The sequence below is a fragment of the Oceanobacillus sp. J11TS1 genome (assembly GCF_018333215.1).
Lineage (GTDB): Bacteria > Bacillota > Bacilli > Bacillales > Amphibacillaceae > Oceanobacillus.
Genome location: NZ_BORO01000005.1, coordinates 168,995 through 187,759 on the forward strand (window position 1 = coordinate 168,995; position 18,765 = coordinate 187,759).

Genomic DNA, 18,765 nt, shown 5'->3' on the forward strand with positions numbered 1-18,765 from the left:
TTTAATGTTTAGGAAATCATTCATGGCCGGACGATTCTCCGTAAAAGGGAGATTTCCATCTAAAAAAGATCAACCATACTATTAGCATAATAGAGCGTGGCCACGGTCAGCAATAATAAAAGAATGCTTTCCGCTTTTCCGCCGGTCCTCGTTGTGATGGGAAAACGAATTGTAATCTTTGCAGGATACAATAGCTTAATTCCTTGTTTAGTGGCAGCATCTAATAGAAGATGTGTCATCATACCAATCAATAGACCAGTGGTAATTGATGTATTATTGACTAATTTAGGTAAAATAAATGCCATCAAGGCTAAGAATAATAAACTATGTGTGAAAGTTCGATGCCCAAAGATAGTATTTACGAATCTGGAAATCACCGGGAACCTCCGTCCAATTTTACTGCCGCTATGACAAATATCTGGAAGTAATCCCCCTGCTGCTCCTGCTGCAATAAACCATTCGGGCTGAAACTCATTGGTCATCGTAACGATGGCTGTCGTTGCTGTTATACCAGCCATAATATGTGTTTTTCCTGTCATGTCCTTTTTCTCCTTTAATATTAAATTGCATTCTATAATAATAGCATTCCTTCGAGAAAAAGAACATACGTTCATAACTTTATTTAATTGTAACTGCATTTAAAGTTTTACTACTTTGTTAACTCATAACTTGAATCTAATAGTTGAAAAATCTCCTCATTTGGAACCGAACCGTTCAACACAATACTTATCCAATGTTCCTTATTCATATGATAGGCAGGTAAAATTCCATGTTCCTTCCTTAAAATAGTAGCGAGCTCCGGATCACATTTCACATTTAATATTTCTATCTCTCCATCGCCTTCCATACTCAATTTATTTCTGTCAACATTCATAAGTAATCCATACCATTTGTTATGATGCTTATGCCTGAGTACGGCATATTTCGAGAGTTTAGCCCAAGGATAATCAGGGGCTGTATCGTATTTTCTTTTTGCATATTCTAAAATAACTTCCCTGCTCATAAGTATCACCCTTCTAATCTCGTATATCTAATTCAAATTTTAAGCGGGTTATCATTATTATTCAATTATTTCGTTTCTTCTTTCTTAAACCACAGTGGTTAACTAGAATTACATTGCATTATGTACGTCCTTTTTATAAAATGCCAAAAGGAGCTCAAGCTATCTCGCTTTACTTAAGCTCTTTTTTGGGTATCATTTAGTGTTCCTCTTCACCATTTTTATCTTCATCTAAAACGATATAAGGCCGCATCATATCATAATCTTCATGCTCTAAAATATGGCAGTGCCAGACAAATTCACCACTATATGGTGCAAATTTGGCAATTACTCTAGTGATGCTAGCTGCAGGCGCTTCGATGGTATCTTTCCAGCCACGGTTATTTGCCGCTGGTGCTCTAGGCGGTCCTGTAAATAGAATTTTTCCATCTTTATTATAACGGTCCAAATCAAACGGCTGGTAATCCAACACTTGAAATTGGATAAGGTGAATGTGCATTGGGTGAGAGAAGTTTGTTGTATTTGTAAAAGCCCAAATCTCTGTTGTTCCTAGACGCGGATTTTCTGTAATTGGATCATGCCAATGTTGATTGTTTAAAAGTAATAATGGACGACCAAATTCATCCTCTGATCCGACTAACTTTAAATAGCGGATTGCAGAAACATTATTTTGTTTTAAGGAAGGAATAACAGATAAAGCTGAAGGCAAGTGACTTCTGTCTTTGCCTTGTAAGGGCTTTGTAACACGGAATTGCATAATATTTCCTGCGTCGTTGTTTGGATCAGCATTCGGACCTAAATCATTTTTTAATACGATAGATTGACCAGCCAATTTTGAAAAATCAATAATAACATCAATTCGTTCAGCTGGCTGCAAACCGATTTTTTTCATTTCAACAGTATTTCGAAGCAGTCCTCCATCGGAGCCGATTTGCTGAAATGATATATCCGATTCCAACTGTAATTGGTAGGATCTTGTATTCGACGCATTCAAGATTCGAAAACGGTACTTTCTTGGTTCGACCTCTAAATATGGCCATGCCTTTCCATTAACTAAAATTGTATCACCAACAAATGCGGGTAAAATAGATGGGTTCGGTAGATTCTCCGCTGCTTCATCAGGCTGTGATGGATAAAATAATGAACCATCAGCGTTAAAGCTTCGGTCTGTAATCATAAGCGGAATTTCATATTCACCATCTGGCAAATTTAATGCTTTCTCCTGCTTATCGCGAAGGATATACATACCTACAAGTCCTGCGTATACATTCAAACGTGTAATTCCCATAGCGTGATCATGATACCAAAGTAGACTTCCACGTTGATGGTTTGGATACGTATAAGTTTTCCTTGAAAAGATAGGTCCAGTCTCTTGAAAATTATTTGTATACCATGCTTCTGGGTGCCCGTCACTGTCTGGTTTTGTTTCAACACCATGTAAATGGACAACGGTGCGTACAATAGGAAGCTGATCGAGACCATGAATCGATGTATCAACAGGAAGCAGATGTTTGTTTGGAAGTTGATTTAGCCAAGTCACGTGAACAGGTTCATCACGATTCGCTTCAATCAGTGGCCCGGGAAATTGACCATTATATCCCCATAAAGTTGTTGCTGGTAAATCACGATGTACCTTACTCCTGAATTGCTTCATCGTAATTTCATAATAAGCCCCGTCCTTTGTTTTTTTGTTAGGCTTTAGAGGCTGGATCCCTGGAAGGGCATCAACAAATTTTTCTAGCTTCGGACGCATTCGTATTCACCTCATTTTCTTTCCTTAAAGTAGTAAATGTAACTAGAAGCAAAAAGGGAAAGGCTAATGTACGGTATAAACGAATTAATTATAATGAATATAACGTTCGGCTTTTTCCTATACAATGGGTGTTGTCATTCTCATCATTCAAGGAAAACAAGTCCATTTGATTTCACTGCTATGGTTTCGGTTGGAGAAAATGTTATACTTTCCTCATTAAGGGCATGAATTTTTAATAGATAATGAACTTTTAGTCTTAAAATAGGAGGTGATTCCCACTAACAAAGCAAGTAGCGGTGAGCAAAGGTGTTTAATAACCGGGAAAAAAGTACGTGCTATTTCTACCGGACTGGAGAAACAACTGTCAAAATTGGCGCGTAGGCCCACGAACATTTCACCAGGAATGGTTTAGATGCCTTTAAATGCAGGGAGCCCTTTCGATAGCGCCAGAAAAAACTCGAACCGTGGAGATTAGAAGATTTATTAAGGAAGAAAATGAATGAATCGGCCCTTGATGGCCTTTCCCTCATTCATACGAGGAGGTGTGTTATGAAAAAAATAAACGAACTGACTACAATAGAAATGGTGGAAGATTTCCTTGATAATCATGAGCTAAGCTTCCTTTATGTATCCAGACCAGACTGTAGTGTGTGTCACGCTATATTACCCAAGTTAAGGGAATTGCTAGATCATTACCCACTTATCCACTTAGGGCACATTGATGCTACAAAGGTAGAGGAAGTGGCAGAGAAGTTCCTTATTTTAACGGTTCCAATCATGATGTTTATAATAGACGGTAAGGAATACATTCGTGAGGACCGCTTCGTTCGTTTTGAACAATTAAATGAAAAGCTGGGTCAAATTTATGAAATGTACACGAAGTAAAACATTTCATTTATATAAAACTCGTATATAGAGAAGCCAGCCTTTTCACTTCTTATGTGGATAGACTGGCTCTTTCTATGTTATTTCTAATGAAAAAATTATATGCTCCTAAACGACTCCATTTTCGTTAATAGTAAACCATTCTTCGCTAAAGCATTTACATATCCCTCTCATATGAATTACAAAAAATAAAGATAGGTATTAATCAGATACCCAGAAATAAGTTACCAATTGTCTTAACATCCACATTTCCCCCACTTGCTACTACTCCAATTCGTTTACCTTTAACCGAAAGCTTTTGATATGCTGCTAATGCAACAGCTCCAGACGGTTCAACGACAATTTTTAATCGAGTCCAAAGAAAGTACATAGCAGCTTTTATCTCTTCCTCAGAAACAGTTACAAAATCATCAACATAGTTATTAATGATAGGAAAGGTAATTTTACCTAATGAGGTTGTATTTAAGCCGTCAGCAATAGAGTTTGGCGTTTTGTTAACTTGTAACGCACCTGTCTTAAATGATTTTGTTGCATCATCCGCTATAGCAGGTTCCACCCCTATTACCCTACAGTCAGGCAGCAAATATTTTGCACTGATTGCACATCCACTTAACAGTCCGCCACCTCCGCAAGGTACTAGTAGATAGTCTAGCTCTCCAACTTCTTCAATGAACTCTTTAGCAACTGTACCTTGTCCAAAAATAATTGGTTCCGCATCAAAAGGAGGGATTAAAGTATAACCAAATTCGTCCATGAGCTCTTGAGCTATTTGCTCCCGTGACTCTCTTAAGCGGTTATATGTTATGATAGAAGCGCCATAATCCTGTACAGCGGCAGCCTTAACCTGAGGCGCATCAGCCGGCATTACAACAGTGGCAGGAATATGAAGTATATTACAAGCCAAAGCAGTCGCCATCGCATGATTTCCAGATGAAAAAGCAATTACTCCCTTATTCCTAGACGCTTTTGAAAGCATACTGATCGCATTATAAGCACCGCGGAATTTAAACGCTCCCATACGTTGGAAATTTTCACACTTGAGAAAAATGTGATTTTCCGTTAATTCATCTAAAAGCGTTGACGTAAGTACCGGTGTTTTATGAGCAATCCCATCTAGTCGATTGGCTGCTTCTACTATTTTTTCAAACATGATGGACCTCTCCTCTCTTCTATTTAAGGCAAAATATACATCTTTTCTCCCTCGTCTTCTATCCAAGTTAAAATGGAATGAAGGTAATCAAACTATTGCTAAATTAAGTATCTGGAGCTAATTTATTTCATTTACCTAGGGCCGCATTCTCAGAGAATGGAAGTTATGGTTAATGAAGGAAGTTATACATTTAGTTTTCTCTAAACAAAAATAAAAAACTTGCTAAATAAAAGCGACACAGGAATATGTCGCTTTTAACGTTGTACTATCTATAAGAATCATGCGTAGGGCTAAATAAATCTTCATTTGTTTTTCTCACAATGGAAAAATGATCTACATTGTAATGTCCATGAAGTGTGCTGTTATGATGTGCTATGATTTGTTCCTGGCTTAAGACATCATTACCCAATGTCGAATGTCCATCACCAACTAATGTAACATCGAATCCGTAAATGGTTGCTGTTCTGACAGCGCTGTCAATACAATGCTGTGTTTCACATCCCATTATAACAATATGTTTTATTTGCTGGGATTTTAAATATGTTAATAGTCCTGTTCCGTAAAAAGAATTTGTTGCAGATTTATCAAAGGTTTCTGCTTCTGCAGGCACTTGAATATCTTTGTGAATTTCAAATCCGCTTCCTTTTCCTTCACTAACATCTAGATCCCTTACAAATACAGTAGGTACAGTAGCTTTTCTCGCCTTTTCAATCACTAAATTAATATTGAATATTAGCTGCGATTTTTGAAAGACTGCTTTTCTTTCATGATTACCGTCGATTAACGCTTGCTGTGCATCAATGATTAATAATGCTTGCTTCAAATTCATTCCCCACTTTCAATAGAAAAAAATAGATGTAAATCATCATATTTTTCTTGAATAACGTAATGAAGTAAACGCTTCTCCTGTACTCGTACACCCTATTCGCTTCTCATGCATCAAGAATCCTTGCGCCTCATAAAACGGAAACCCTTTTTCATTCCCTTCCTGCACGGATACCCATTGTACTGTAGCCCCTTTGTCTTTCTGTTCTCGTGTTAGCGCATTCAGCAATCGTCTTCCAATTCCCTTATATCTATATTTTTCATCCACATAAAATACAAAAACCTCACTCACAAGATGATTGGTTATTCCACCGCCAATCACTCCTACAACCCTTGAATCGAGCAACGCAACATGCGTATAAGCTCCTTCTTCTATGTCTACTTTAACGCGTTCGTGGTTATACCAGTCCATTACGTTCTTATTTTGATATTCCTCACTTAACTTCCCTTCTACCGTTTGTCTCCAACCAGCAGAACAAATCGCAGCAATAGCCTCTACGTGTTTTGTCGTTGGTTTTATGATAGCTATCTCCATGTTCACACCTCCTATCGTCAATAAACTCTTACTCATCAGTCTGTTTTAGTTAATTTAACAGAAAGCGCGGGTCGGCACTCGTGACAAATCGCTATGATTGCTGTGTCAATGCTCGGAGGGATTGATTTAGACCAGAATTAGTGGAGAACAAGATAGACTACCTTATCAAAAGAGCGAAAGATTTATCGTCATTCTGATAAGGCAGGTACTTTTAATCTTTAAAAAGCAATTTCACACCGTTTTTATCCTGTACATCCGCATCGCTTGCAGGCTGCCATCATATTTGAATTTACCCGCTTGTATGAGTGATCGAATTCGGTACTCAATCCATGCATCTGACAAAATATGTTCAACCTCCCCTAATACGCCTCCAACTACCTGTGCTGTATTTATAAATAGTCCTTCTCCTCTTTCTCGCTCCAATTTTTTCACATATTTTATAATATATGCATCATCTCTTGTTTCTAACTCATCAATTATTTTCCTTTGTTTCCAAGAACGAACCAAACTGCCACGTTGAAGTAGTTCTTTTCCCTCCTGTTCGAAGGTTTGCCTCATTTCTTTTGTAATCGAAACATACAAATGATCGTAAAAATGGAGCAACTGCTTCCCATTACAATCCCCCGTCATGCGAATGGAAATATCTATATCCTTCCCCTTCATATATTCCTGCATCGCTTGTGCAGTGTTTACTAGCGTCAATTCCACATTTTTATTTTTTAATAAATAGCAGCTGATCCGTAGACCGATTTGCTCAGAGGCATTTTCACAAGTCCAAATGGTCAGTTTGTCCCCATCTTTTATTTCCGATAATTGTTTCAGGGCTTCTTGATAAGCGGAACGATTAGCATGGTAGTTCCCTACCTCCCGAAAAGAAGAAGCTTTCCAAACAAAATGTTCCTCTATGCCATCAGGTTGATGAATATCTCGGATAGGTCCTACAGAAAAGTCAATAGGAGACCCGATTATTTGATGATTTCGCTTACGGAATGCATGCTTTAAACAAGCTGCTGCTGTATTTCCAAATATAAGATGTACCATACTATCCCCCAACATTCCCAGTTTGTAAACTATGTCAATCATGCTTTTATAATATAATAGCAGGTTTTTAACCTTTATTTCTACCAGATTATACTACCATCCGTAGATTTTTATTTTTTATACGCCTCGCTTATTGCCCCAGACCAATGCATGAACTTGTGGCAGAACACGGACACGATTGAGCACAGTCGACGCTACTACTTGGTCGATTAACCATTCATATTTATTTAATAAATGTTGGGATAATTGTTGCGGTTCGATTTCCTCTAAATCATCATTTCCCACTTGCAAGAAAAAAGCAACCCCAGGATAACGCTGATGCAGTTTTTCTGCGTAATGAAGATCCTCTTTATCAAAAATTACTACCTTTAAGCTGGTATTCTCTAATCGCCCATTTCTTTCTAGTTGGTTGATGATGTAATCTAGCTTCTCCCAGTTTGTTTTCATCTTAGAACTTGGCGGTTTAGGAGAAATGGTAAGATCATCAATTTTTACAAACCAATCCTGATAGCGGCTTCCCTGTGTTTCTAGCGCAACTTCCATACCATTTTCGTGAAGCATATCGACCAAACTGTCTAAAGCAGATAACAAAGCCGGATTCCCTCCTGAGATTGTGACATGGTCAAACTGGTTACCGCCTATTTCTTTCAACCGCTGCCAAATTTCATCACTCGTCATCTGGACGATGTCTTCCTTGGCACTGCCGTCCCATGTAAATGCGGAATCACACCAAGCGCACCGATAATCGCATCCTGCCGTTCTGACAAACATCGTCTTTCGTCCTACTACCATTCCCTCTCCTTGAATCGTAGGACCAAATATCTCTAAAACCGGTATTTTACGCATGATAGATCCACTCCCTTCTTGCTTCTGCGTAACTTGTTGGTGTTTCAAATAATTGAACAAATTCCACCCGACAATCATTTGGGAGGTCACGGATTGCATCTTCCATTTGTTCAAAGATCCAAACAACCATATTTTCAGCAGTCGTGTTCATCTTTGGTAGTGTTTCATTTAAATAACGGTGATCTAAAAACACTTCAATCTTGTCTTTCCAAATCTTTTTTATGTCACTAAAGTCAATAACAAGCCCTACCTCATCAACAAAACCGCTGATACCAAATATGACTTGATATGTATGCCCATGGAGGTTCTTACATTTCCCCTCATAACAATGAAGATGGTGGGCAGCGTCAAAGGTAAACTTTTTACTTACCATCACACGCTTTTGATGGTAGGCTAACTGTTCTCTGCGAATATCTTTATCAAGCTTTTGTAACTCTTCCACAATGCGAAACCCAAACATTATTTATTCACACCTTTTCTTCTAGTTAAATATTGGTCTAATCCCCGCTGGCGTAATTTACATGCGGGGCACTCTCCACACCCTGCACCTCTTACACCGTTATAGCAGGTTAATGTCCTTTCCCTGACATACTCGAAGACGCCCAATTGATCAGCCAACTCCCATGTTTCTGCCTTATCCAGCCACATTAATGGGGTATGAATTACGAAGTTTTCATCCATCGATAGGTTCAAAGTTACGTTTAATGATTTAGTAAAGACATCACGGCAATCCGGATATCCGCTAAAATCCGTCTCACATACTCCCGTAATAATATGCTTTGCATCAATTTGCTTGGCTAGGATCGTTGCAAAAGAAAGGAAAAGTAAATTCCTCCCTGGAACAAATGTATTGGGTAACGCGCCATCCTCGGCGTTCTCTACTTCTATATCCGCTCTTGTCAATGCATTTGGAGCTAGTTGATTTAATAAAGACATATCCAAAATATGATGCTTTAGCCCCTGCTCCTCAGCAATTTCTCTAGCCACTTCAATCTCCAAGCTGTGACGCTGATTATAATCAAAAGTAACTAACTCCACATGATCAAACTTTTCTAATGCCCAAAACAAACAGGTTGTACTATCCTGCCCGCCACTGAAAACAACTACTGCACGATTATTTTTATCCATAAAAAAATCCCCTTTCCAATTGGAAAAAGAGAATTCTATACACCCGAAAAATATAAAAAACCATACCTAAGGCACGGTACGGTTATCCTTAGTTTTTTATAGAGGGTGTAGCTAGAACCTCTCCTACTTCATTTCGTAGACTTTATTAATTTTTAATACAATTGGCAGTATAACATACTTTTTGAGATTATGTTATATTTTTCCTTCAGTAATTTTTGGGGAAGGAAACAAAAGCCAACACACCATTTCTATGATTTGATTATTCAGCTATGGAAAGTTCTTCATTCTAGTATCTCCATGTTTAGCGTTTGCACATATTATTTTTTGGATAAACTGGTATACTCAAATATAATATGTAAAACGATAGCTTTTCCCCCTTTAGATACTGTCTATATCCTGCACTCAAATTGTTATTAGTACATGTTTATGCTACGATGAAAGCGTATATTATACTTACGAGGAGGCTTTATATGGCTTTAGAAAATTTTGATCAGTTACTAGAAAAATACGCAGAATTGATTGTTTCTACCGGTGTTAATGTACAAAAAGGTCACTCTGTTGTGCTGACTATCGATGTCGATCAAGCTCCATTAGCCCGCAAAATTACAAAAGCAGCTTATGAAAAAGGTGCAAAACGCGTTATTGTTAAATGGGGAGACGATAAAGTTTCACGACTTGGATTCGAATATCAATCCGCTGAAACCTTGACAGATATTCCTGATTATCGCATTGAAGAAATGAATTACATCATTGAACAAGGTGCTAGCCGTATCAATGTTGTTTCAAACGATCCAGATGCCTTTAAAGGATTAGATGGTGAAAAAATCGCCGCAACTCAAAAAGCAGCAGGTGAAGCTTTCGAACCATTGGCTCAAGCAACGCAGTCAAATAAAATTTCCTGGGTTGTAGTAGCTGCTGCCAGTCAAGAGTGGGCGGCTAAAGTCTTTCCTGAATTGCATTCTGTTGAAGAACAAATAGATGCATTATGGGATGCTATTTTCAAATCCGTACATTTATATGATGAAGATGCTATTACCACATGGAGCGAAAAAGATAAAACACTTGAAACAAAGGCAGAAACTTTGAATAAAGAACAATTTGTAGCATTACATTATACGGCTCCAGGTACGGACTTAACTGTAGGGTTGCCGAAAAATCATCGCTGGGAAGGAGCAGGAAGCTTTAATTCACGCGGAGAACGTTTTATAGCCAATATGCCGACCGAAGAAGTATTTACTGCTCCGGATGCTAACCGTGTAGATGGCGTTGTCGTTTCAACCAAACCATTAAGCTATGCGGGTTCCGTCATTGAAGGGATGGAATTCCATTTTGAAAATGGTAAAGTAACAAAAGTAACTGCGGAAAAAGGAGAAGAGGTTATACAAAAATTAATCCAGCAGGATGAAGGAGCTTCGCGTTTAGGAGAAGTCGCTTTAGTTCCCGACGCGTCACCTATTTCCCAATCTGGGTTAACATTCTTCAATACGTTATTCGATGAAAATGCTTCGAACCACTTAGCACTAGGCTCTGCTTATGCATTTAACTTAAATGGAGGAACGGAGATGACTGAAGAAGAATTAAAAGAAGCAGGTCTTAACCGTTCCACCACACACGTAGATTTCATGATTGGCTCCAACCAAATGGATATCGATGGCATTAAACAAGATGGCAGCCGTGTTCCTATCTTTAGAAAAGGCGCTTGGGCATAATCACTAGCAAATAATCCGTTAAAAATCCAACCACATATAGTTGGATTTTTTGCGTTTTATAAGCAATAAATAGGTAAAAACGCAACTTAAAAAATATAAACCAGATGTCTGCTCTATCCGACTACTTATCAAACTGTTTTAATCGGTAGAAATCAGTCGTATTAGCAGTGATTTGTCGTCGAACTTCATCGAAAGACATTTCCTTAACCCCAGCTATTTTCTTTATTACATCAATAACCATATTAGGATGTGTCATCTTATTCTGAAAAGGCCCTTTAAACGGCCATGGTCCATCTGTCTCTACCATGATAAGTTCTAATGGGTATTGTTTAATTAATAACTGAATCTCCCCTTCATATAAGCAATCGGGAGTTATGGAAATCATATATTCTTTCTCTTTCATACGTTTCATGGTATCTCTATCTCCTTTAAACCAATGAAAATGAGCCCGTCTAATCTCATATTTTTCGAGGAGATCACAAACAATCGGGGCATATTCATAAACAGCATGCAATACAATCGGCAAATCACACTTTTTTGCAGCTTGTATAAACCGCTCTAATATTGTGAGATAAGGCGTGACATCCAATGAAGGATTTTTGAGTTTTGTATAATAAGGCAGCCCCACTTCTCCAATTGCAACAATGTCTTCACAACTTTGGTCAATTGCATGTAAAATACGATTAATTTCGTTTGTAGGCGGTAATATCTGTTCCGGATGCCATCCAAAAGCAGGATAAATGAACGGATATGTTTGTGCTAATTGCCATACTTTTTGACAGCTTTCAAAATCGCTTGCAACAGATATCAAGCCATCCACTTTTAGGGTATGGAATAACTGCTTCCGCTCATTCGGTTGATACCAATCCAAATGAATATGTGCATCAATAACGTACACGTTCATCCCCTCCTTTAGAAACGGTTATAGTAAAAAGACAAAGGGCTACTTGCTTTTACAATAACCCTTTGTCTTTTGCTTATTTCATTGACTATTTTCGCTTTTTATAAACAAAACATTACGCTCTTTCACTCTTTCTTAAAATAGCCTGAATCCTATCTCTCATCTCTTTTGTGTAACCTTGTTGACCACCTGTATGAATGAATAGAATATTTTCTTGATCAGCATAATGACCATTCTTTATTTCAGTAACTAATCCTCTAAAAGCCTTCCCTGTATAAACAGGATCAAGAATAATCCCCTCCCTTTTCGCGAAGTCAATATAAAATGCCAGCTCTTCATCTGTTGCTTTACCATAACCAAGCCCAATATAGCTGTCATTAATTGAAATCGTATCAAAATTATGGTTTGCATCTTCTATGTCATTTACAATTTTAATAATATCTTCTTTGAATACCTCTGCTGTTTCATCAACAGAATAACCAATAATTTTATTTTTTGTATCGGCTTCCTCATTAGCGTACCATAGCCCTGCATACGTACCGCCAGATCCAATAGCGAGATTAATAGAATCAAAATGAATACCCATTTCTACCTCTTGTTTCACGATTTCTTGATAGCAATTTATATAGCCATAGGAACCAATTGCATTTGAGGCACCTACTGGAATAATTAATACTCTTTTCCCTTGAGTCTCCAACTCCTGTTTTAGCTCCTCCATCGCATCTTCACGGGATGAACTAGGTGGAATAATATTTACGTTAGCGCCAAGCATATCATCAAGAAAAAGATTTCCTTCATATTCTTTCACTTCGCCACGAAGGATGAGATGGCACTCCAGATCCATCATAGCACAAATTGCAGCTGTTGCTCTAGCATGGTTAGATTGGCATGCCCCTGTTGTAATAATAGTATCGTATCCATTGTCTAATGCATATGGAATAACGTATTCCAGTTTTCTTATTTTATTCCCAGAGACTTCTACACCTGTAAAGTCATCTCGTTTCATATAGATGTTTTTCCCAAGCTCATCGCTAAGTTTTTCGAGCTTTTTAATTGGTGTATCCAGATTAGCAATATTTAATTTACGCATTTTTAGTTCCTCTCTCTTTCATTCTGCTTACCCATTTATGATAGCGAACAATTACTAAATGAAGCAACCAATAACAATCGTAAATTATATCCAAATCATTGAATTAATTCGAAAAATCTTTATAATGAATATAATATATCGATAGTCTCCATATTTGTATCTATTTAAAATCTTATTACCTTTTTTACTAGAGAGGAGCAAAAAAATGAAAAAAGTAATAGAAGCATTAAAGGCAAAATTAACAGATGAACAAATTTCTACCAATCAAACAGTTAGAGAACTACATAGCAAGGATGAGACCTATCATCAAACAAGTCTTCCTGATATCGTTGTTTTTCCAAAATCAACAGAGGATGTTACCCACATTATGAAAGTAGCACAGGAATACAAAACTTCTGTAACGCCTTTTGGTGCTGGTTCCAGCTTAGAAGGACATGTCATACCTTATGAAAAAGGTATCACTGTGGATTTTTCGTTAATGAACAAGGTGCTGGAAATTAAAGAAACCGATTTACTCGTAAAAGTTCAGCCGGGAGTTACAAGAGAACAGCTGAATAAAGAATTAAAAAAGCATGGATTGTTTTTCTCCGTTGATCCTGGTGCAAATGCAACGCTTGGCGGAATGGCTGCAACAAATGCCAGCGGTACGACCACTGTAAAATACGGCGTTATGCGGGATCAAGTCCGTGACATGGAAGTGGTGCTTGCTGATGGAAGCGTTATACATACAGGGAGTTTAGCAGCAAAATCGGCTTCCGGTTATCATTTAAATGGTCTTTTTATCGGTTCTGAGGGAACACTTGGCTGTTTTACAGAACTCACGCTTCAGGTTTATGGAATACCGGAACATGTTGTTGCAGCACGGGCAACTTTCCCAGATCTCACCAATGCCATTGAAGCAGTAACTTCGGTTTTGCATGCCGGAATTCCGATTGCAAGGATTGAATTTGTTGATGAAGCTTCCGTGAAACAAATTAATAAATTCAGTGAGACAGATTATCCTGTAAAACCGACACTCTTCTTAGAATTCCATGGAAATGAAGCCGGCCTGCAAGCAGATGTTGCTTTTACAAAAGAAATCATGCAAGATCATAAGTGCGACAAATTTACTTCAGAAACAGATACGGCAGCCCGAAATCACTTATGGGAGGCTCGTCATAATTTAGCATACGCATATATTCATGACTATGTTGGTAAAAAAATGATGCTTACAGATGTCGCTGTGCCCATTTCGGAATTAGCAGGTTCAGTCATTTATGCTCGTAAGGAATTAGATAAACTAAATATTCCTGGAGGGATACTAGGGCATGTTGGGGACGGAAACTTCCACTCATTGATAATGATTGATATGGAGGATGAAGAGGAAGTAAAAAATGCAAAACAATTTAATGAAAAAGTCGTGCGTTATGCGTTAGAGCGTGGCGGAACCTGTACAGGCGAACACGGTGTAGGTGTTGGAAAGAAACCTTATCAGCGTGAAGAGCACGGTGCAGCCCTCGATGTCATGACAAACATTAAAAGAGCTTTAGATCCAAATAATATACTAAATCCTACTAAAATCGTAGAGGTAGACATTAGAGAAGGTTAGCGCATTAGCTGGTACTGTTTTGGTAATTCTCACAGCTGTTACCTTCTACCTTCATTTTTTTGGAGGTTCTATTACGTTTTTACTTAGGATTGTGATGTTTAGCATGGGACAAACCTTAAAGCCAGTTGATCCGGTAGCCTTGAGCAAACAAACCCGCTGCCAGAGACGATGTAAAATTTAAAGAAAGCTAATTAATGTAGCAGGTAGTTATTCACTCGTTAATAGTAACAAAAAAAGTACGATTAGTTATATAGTTCCAACTATTACAAGACGGTCAGCGTGAATAATTTACAAAAAACAGCGCCTATTATAGGAGCTGTTTTTTGTATAAATGATACTTTACGAGGCTAACTAAACAAAAATGGAGCTTTTTCAAATTTGCATGAGCTACAGTAGTCTCCTTCCTCAAAATACAAAATCTTCTCCTCGCCACAAGCTTGACATTTAATAAAAATATCTAAATTTTTACCCACTAAATATTGAAGAATAAGATTAGAAACATTTTCACGATTTTCTATTAACCAATCTTGATCCAAACGTTTTTGAAATACCTTGCTAAAAGAATAATAAAGATCTAATAGTTGGTATTTCTCTTCAAGTAATTCTAAGCTACATCTTTTTGATAGTTCAATTTCTGGTTTCTCTAATTCCGGGTTCTTCTTAATCACCTCTAAAATATACCTTTCCCATTGATTAACTAAGTTCATCTTATGTGCTTTAAATGGAATATGGATTGCCCGATACAGGTCACTTTCAGGAGTGCTTGCCACCAATTTTTTCGGTAAGCTAGTCAATAAATTTATTCTCTGATCAATATTTGCCTTTTCCAGATAATCCAGTTTATAGGTAAAATCATTCCAATGCCTTAATTTATCAACCAGTTGACCATATTGAATTTGCGCAATTGTTTCTTCTAAAGGTTCAATAATTGCCGTTTTTACAGGAATATCTCTTTGTTTTAATTTCCTTTCAATAATTTGACAGCCTTTTGCTGTAAGGCTTGCTACATAGCCAATATTAAAAATCCCCTTCCTTCCAGCTCTGCCAGCTATTTGCTTCACTTCTTGGGAGGTTAATTCCCTTACAACGGTGCCATCATATTTTTTTAGCTCTGTAAACACAACCCGTTGTATTGGCAGATTTAGTCCCATTCCAATAGCATCTGTAGACACAACGATATCCGCTTCACCATCATTAAATAGTTCAACCTGTTTTCTTCTGGTAACTGGAGGCAGGGTACCATAAATGACAGCTGGTTTGAAACCTGCTTTTTTTAGATGGGCAGCCAATCGTAAAACTTTTTTACGAGAAAAAGCAATAATCGCATCCCCCTTTTGAATATCAACTGGAAAATCAACCTTTGTATTTTGTATTTTTAACGGCGTACTGCGTTCATGATGATGAATTTCTACCTGGTCCTTACACTCTTTTATTATTTTTTCATTCAGCTCTACTGCATACAGTGAACAGCAGATATGCAATTCTTTTGCTTTCAGTCCAAGGATGGCACGATACCAGGCATTCCCTCTCTGTTTATCACCAATTAATTGTGCTTCATCTATGACAGCTACATCATATATCTCCATAAAATTTGCTTTCTCTATCGTTGAAGAAAGATGGGTAGCAAAAGGAACAAGCGCCTCCTCCTCCCCCGTAATCAGATCACAATTCACGCCAGCATCATGCAGTTTTTCAAATATTTCTAAAGCTAATAATCGGAGCGGAGCAAGATAAACACCCTTTTCTGCTTTTATTAATGATTGGATAGATTGATAGGTTTTTCCGGAGTTTGTGGGGCCAGAATGAATAATAATTCTTCTTTTCATTAACCTTGTTTCTGGATATTCATCTTTGGGGTGGTCTGGAATTCCATTTTCAAATGCACGATGATATGCAGCGGGGATAACTATCTCTTGAAGAAATACATCTATACCTCTTTTCAGAATGAACATTCGATGATGCTTGTTTTTAATCCAATCTTCAAAAGGTTCATCAAAACGGTATTGTAGCTGAAAACGTTGATATTCCTCTTTTTCATAAGCTAACAGTTTGTTCTCGAAACTATCTAAATCTAACTGAAAAAAAAGTTTATTCTCCTCGTCTATATCGCTGGCTCGTTTTAATAAATTCCGATACTGATTTACAAATGTTCTTATCTGGGAAATTGTTTTCTCATTCTTAGTTTCATATTGTAATAAATGGGATAAACGGTCTCTGCATTTTTTTAGGGAGCGAATCGAATTCTTTAGCTTGTGGCTTTTTGACGTCTCATCACCTACTTATTTGGGAGTTTGTTTTTTTGGGGGAAGATTAAATAAGATTTAATGTTTCTCTACAGATTTGTAGAAAGAAAAGGTTTGGAATAGAATGCTGCATGACTTGTTTAATATAAACAAGTTGCAGCGATTTTTTTATGAGGAAATATTGAAAACAGAGTCTTAGATTTTAGCGAGGAATAGCCAAGATGAGTTACTAATTACAGTATATAGAACCTACGTTCGCAAGTCAATGTTTTTTCGTTCTCATTTTCTAGTTGATTAACCAGTAAAATAAAAACTAGTGCGTGTTTAAAAAGTTTGGAAAAAAGGACCAAGAAGTTCGAGGCAGCGCGAGCTTCCGCAAAATAGACCGTTATGTTAATTCTACAGGACACGACCAGTTGAACTGAATATAAAAAAGGACTAAAATAGTACCTATTCATATAAGTTGTATGGTAACATTAATTAGTTTCCATTCTTTAATAATTAAGGAGTTTAGAACGATGAACAACCTATTTACACGTTATTGGAATCCATATTTTGCACTTATTCTTGCTGGAATCCTCAGTGCCATTTATTTTGGCATTACTGGCACTGTTTGGGCAGTAACAGGCGAATTCACTCGCTTGGGAGGCCATATCCTACAGTTCTTTGGTGTCGATATATCAGACTGGGATTATTTTAATCTGGTACATATGCAGGGTTCTTCGTTTTCAAGATCTGACGGCTGGATTGTTTGGGGGATGTTTATCGGTGCTTTAATGATGGTTCTTTTGAGCAACAATTTTAAGATTCGTATCCCAAAACAAAAACGGCGTCTGGTACAAGGATTAATTGGTGGAATTATCGCCGGTTTTGGTGCGCGTCTTGCGTTGGGCTGTAACCTGGCAGCTTTTTTCACTGGCGTTCCACAATTTTCATTCCACTCATGGATTTTTATTATTGCCACAGGAATTGGTACCTATTTAGGATCAAAAATCACGAGAACAAGATGGTGGAAAGGCAAACCTTCGTTAACAAGAGGAAATAAAAAGCCCTCTGCTAAAAAAAGCAGAAAAATCCAGCCTTACATTGGCGGGATCATTGCCCTGATGTATGTAGGTCTCATTTTATTTTTCTTTGTAACAGGCAAACCGTTGCTTGGTACTGCAGCCATTTTTGGTGCGCTTTTTGGTATATTAATAGAAAGAGGGCAAATTTGCTTTACCTCTGCTTTCCGTGATCTATGGCTGACAGGGCGAGGCGTGATGGCAAAGGCAATAATTATCGCCATGGCAGTAAGTTCTATCGTTACAATGGTTGTCATTGTCATCTACGGCATGGAACCTATTACACAAATTGCCGCACCAAGCACCTTTATTGGCGGATTTCTATTCGGTCTTGGTATCGTTTTGGCAAGCAGCTGTGAAACAGGCATGATGTACCGATTAATGGAGGGGCAAATCCTCTATCTGACCGTATTTGTAGGAAATATTATCGGTGTAACTGCGCTTGCTTATGCTTGGGACCATCTAGGAGTCTATTCTGCACTCGTGGCCAGCGGAAAACCAATTAATCTCATTTCTACCATGGGACCAGTTGGCGCAATTATAGCAACACTTGTTATGCTTGGTATTTTATATTTACTTACACTCTACCGGCAAAAAAATTACCGCTTTGTCGGTATGGGATTCAAGAAAGGAGAAAAGAAAAATGTCAGTTGGTTTTACGTTGGATTTACGAGGAGAATCTTGCCCCTATCCAGTCATTTACACATTAGAAGCATTAGAAGGAATGACTTCAGGAGAACTTCTCCAGGTCATCACGGACTGTCCTTCTTCATTCAGAAACATCCCAGAAGAAGTAATAAAACATGGCTATCAATTTGCCAAGGATCCAATTAAAAATGGGCAGGAATATTTATTTTATATTATTGCTTAAATAAGTATTGGTACTGTCAATAAGTTTGTGTAAATTAATAGGGTATCCTCTCTATTGGGATGTATTTTCAGACACCTTCCCCGGGTACCCGGGGAAGGTGTCTGAAAATTAGCTCGTTTCTTACCTACTCCCCGTA

At 37.8% G+C, this 18,765-nt stretch carries 17 protein-coding genes, 1 pseudogene and 1 riboswitch; of the genes and pseudogenes, 5 read left to right on the forward strand and 13 right to left on the reverse strand.

Annotated features, from left to right (window positions below; translation table 11 throughout):
* Positions 1–59: 59 nt before the first annotated feature.
* From KI343_RS06370 to KI343_RS06380, 3 genes are all read right to left on the reverse strand, one after another.
* Entirely contained in the window at positions 60–539 is a 480-nt protein-coding gene (locus KI343_RS06370; protein WP_212925600.1) for a metal-dependent hydrolase, read from the reverse strand.
* A gap of 110 nt (positions 540–649) precedes the next feature.
* The gene (locus tag KI343_RS06375; RefSeq protein ID WP_212925601.1) at positions 650–1,003 is read right to left on the reverse strand and encodes an MmcQ/YjbR family DNA-binding protein; all 354 of its coding nucleotides are present in this window, start codon (positions 1,001–1,003) and stop codon (positions 650–652) included.
* Between the two features lie 196 nt (positions 1,004–1,199).
* Positions 1,200–2,753 carry a multicopper oxidase family protein gene (locus KI343_RS06380; RefSeq protein WP_212925602.1) on the reverse strand — a complete coding sequence of 518 codons (1,554 nt, stop codon included), beginning with the start codon at positions 2,751–2,753 and terminating at the stop codon, positions 1,200–1,202.
* Positions 2,754–3,302: 549 nt separating this feature from the next.
* Here KI343_RS06380 and KI343_RS06385 point away from each other — a divergent pair.
* The gene (locus tag KI343_RS06385; RefSeq protein WP_212925603.1) at positions 3,303–3,638 is read left to right on the forward strand and encodes a thioredoxin family protein; all 336 of its coding nucleotides are present in this window, start codon (positions 3,303–3,305) and stop codon (positions 3,636–3,638) included.
* A 205-nt stretch (positions 3,639–3,843) separates the two neighbouring features.
* Here KI343_RS06385 and KI343_RS06390 read toward each other — a convergent pair whose 3' ends face one another.
* The 7 genes from KI343_RS06390 to queC form a co-directional block, all read right to left on the reverse strand.
* Positions 3,844–4,788: a threo-3-hydroxy-L-aspartate ammonia-lyase gene (locus KI343_RS06390; protein ID WP_212925604.1), complete on the reverse strand. Its 945-nt coding sequence runs from the start codon at positions 4,786–4,788 to the stop codon at positions 3,844–3,846.
* Between the two features lie 265 nt (positions 4,789–5,053).
* On the reverse strand, positions 5,054–5,611 hold the full coding sequence (locus tag KI343_RS06395) for a cysteine hydrolase family protein (protein WP_212925605.1): 558 nt from the start codon (positions 5,609–5,611) through the stop codon (positions 5,054–5,056).
* A gap of 42 nt (positions 5,612–5,653) precedes the next feature.
* The gene (locus KI343_RS06400) at positions 5,654–6,148 is read right to left on the reverse strand and encodes a GNAT family N-acetyltransferase (protein ID WP_212925606.1); all 495 of its coding nucleotides are present in this window, start codon (positions 6,146–6,148) and stop codon (positions 5,654–5,656) included.
* Positions 6,149–6,379: 231 nt separating this feature from the next.
* On the reverse strand, positions 6,380–7,189 hold the full coding sequence (locus KI343_RS06405) for a DUF1835 domain-containing protein (RefSeq protein ID WP_212925607.1): 810 nt from the start codon (positions 7,187–7,189) through the stop codon (positions 6,380–6,382).
* Between the two features lie 117 nt (positions 7,190–7,306).
* Positions 7,307–8,035: a 7-carboxy-7-deazaguanine synthase QueE gene (gene queE / locus KI343_RS06410; protein ID WP_212925608.1), complete on the reverse strand. Its 729-nt coding sequence runs from the start codon at positions 8,033–8,035 to the stop codon at positions 7,307–7,309.
* Entirely contained in the window at positions 8,028–8,495 is a 468-nt protein-coding gene (gene queD / locus KI343_RS06415) for a 6-carboxytetrahydropterin synthase QueD (protein ID WP_212925609.1), read from the reverse strand. Before queD ends, queE begins: the two co-directional genes overlap by 8 nt.
* Positions 8,495–9,163, reverse strand: coding sequence for a 7-cyano-7-deazaguanine synthase QueC (queC, locus tag KI343_RS06420; protein ID WP_212925610.1), 669 nt, complete (start codon positions 9,161–9,163; stop codon positions 8,495–8,497). The genes queD and queC overlap by 1 nt, the downstream gene beginning before the upstream one ends.
* A gap of 82 nt (positions 9,164–9,245) precedes the next feature.
* A riboswitch (PreQ1 riboswitch) is annotated at positions 9,246–9,290 on the reverse strand.
* A gap of 343 nt (positions 9,291–9,633) precedes the next feature.
* Between queC and KI343_RS06425 the strand changes: the two genes are divergently transcribed.
* Positions 9,634–10,872 carry an aminopeptidase gene (locus tag KI343_RS06425; protein ID WP_212925611.1) on the forward strand — a complete coding sequence of 413 codons (1,239 nt, stop codon included), beginning with the start codon at positions 9,634–9,636 and terminating at the stop codon, positions 10,870–10,872.
* A 121-nt stretch (positions 10,873–10,993) separates the two neighbouring features.
* On the opposite strand, the gene KI343_RS06430 is transcribed toward KI343_RS06425, so the two are convergent.
* Together KI343_RS06430 and KI343_RS06435 are read right to left on the reverse strand one after the other, a co-directional pair.
* The gene (locus tag KI343_RS06430) at positions 10,994–11,770 is read right to left on the reverse strand and encodes a TatD family hydrolase (protein WP_212925612.1); all 777 of its coding nucleotides are present in this window, start codon (positions 11,768–11,770) and stop codon (positions 10,994–10,996) included.
* A 118-nt stretch (positions 11,771–11,888) separates the two neighbouring features.
* Positions 11,889–12,863, reverse strand: coding sequence for a D-cysteine desulfhydrase family protein (locus tag KI343_RS06435; protein WP_212925613.1), 975 nt, complete (start codon positions 12,861–12,863; stop codon positions 11,889–11,891).
* Positions 12,864–13,068: 205 nt separating this feature from the next.
* On the opposite strand from KI343_RS06435, the gene KI343_RS06440 reads away from it, so the two are divergent.
* Complete coding sequence (locus KI343_RS06440) at positions 13,069–14,451, forward strand: FAD-binding oxidoreductase (RefSeq protein WP_212925614.1); 1,383 nt, start codon at positions 13,069–13,071, stop codon at positions 14,449–14,451.
* A 347-nt stretch (positions 14,452–14,798) separates the two neighbouring features.
* On the opposite strand, the gene KI343_RS06445 is transcribed toward KI343_RS06440, so the two are convergent.
* Complete coding sequence (locus KI343_RS06445) at positions 14,799–16,403, reverse strand: helicase-related protein (protein WP_212925615.1); 1,605 nt, start codon at positions 16,401–16,403, stop codon at positions 14,799–14,801.
* 809 nt (positions 16,404–17,212) lie between these two features.
* Between KI343_RS06445 and yedE the strand changes: the two are divergent.
* Both yedE and yedF read left to right on the forward strand, forming a co-directional pair.
* A pseudogene (gene yedE / locus KI343_RS06450) lies at positions 17,213–18,355 on the forward strand (selenium metabolism membrane protein YedE/FdhT); the annotation flags it as partial.
* Positions 18,356–18,401: 46 nt separating this feature from the next.
* The gene (gene yedF / locus KI343_RS06455) at positions 18,402–18,629 is read left to right on the forward strand and encodes a sulfurtransferase-like selenium metabolism protein YedF (RefSeq protein ID WP_212925616.1); all 228 of its coding nucleotides are present in this window, start codon (positions 18,402–18,404) and stop codon (positions 18,627–18,629) included.
* Positions 18,630–18,765 lie beyond the last annotated feature (136 nt).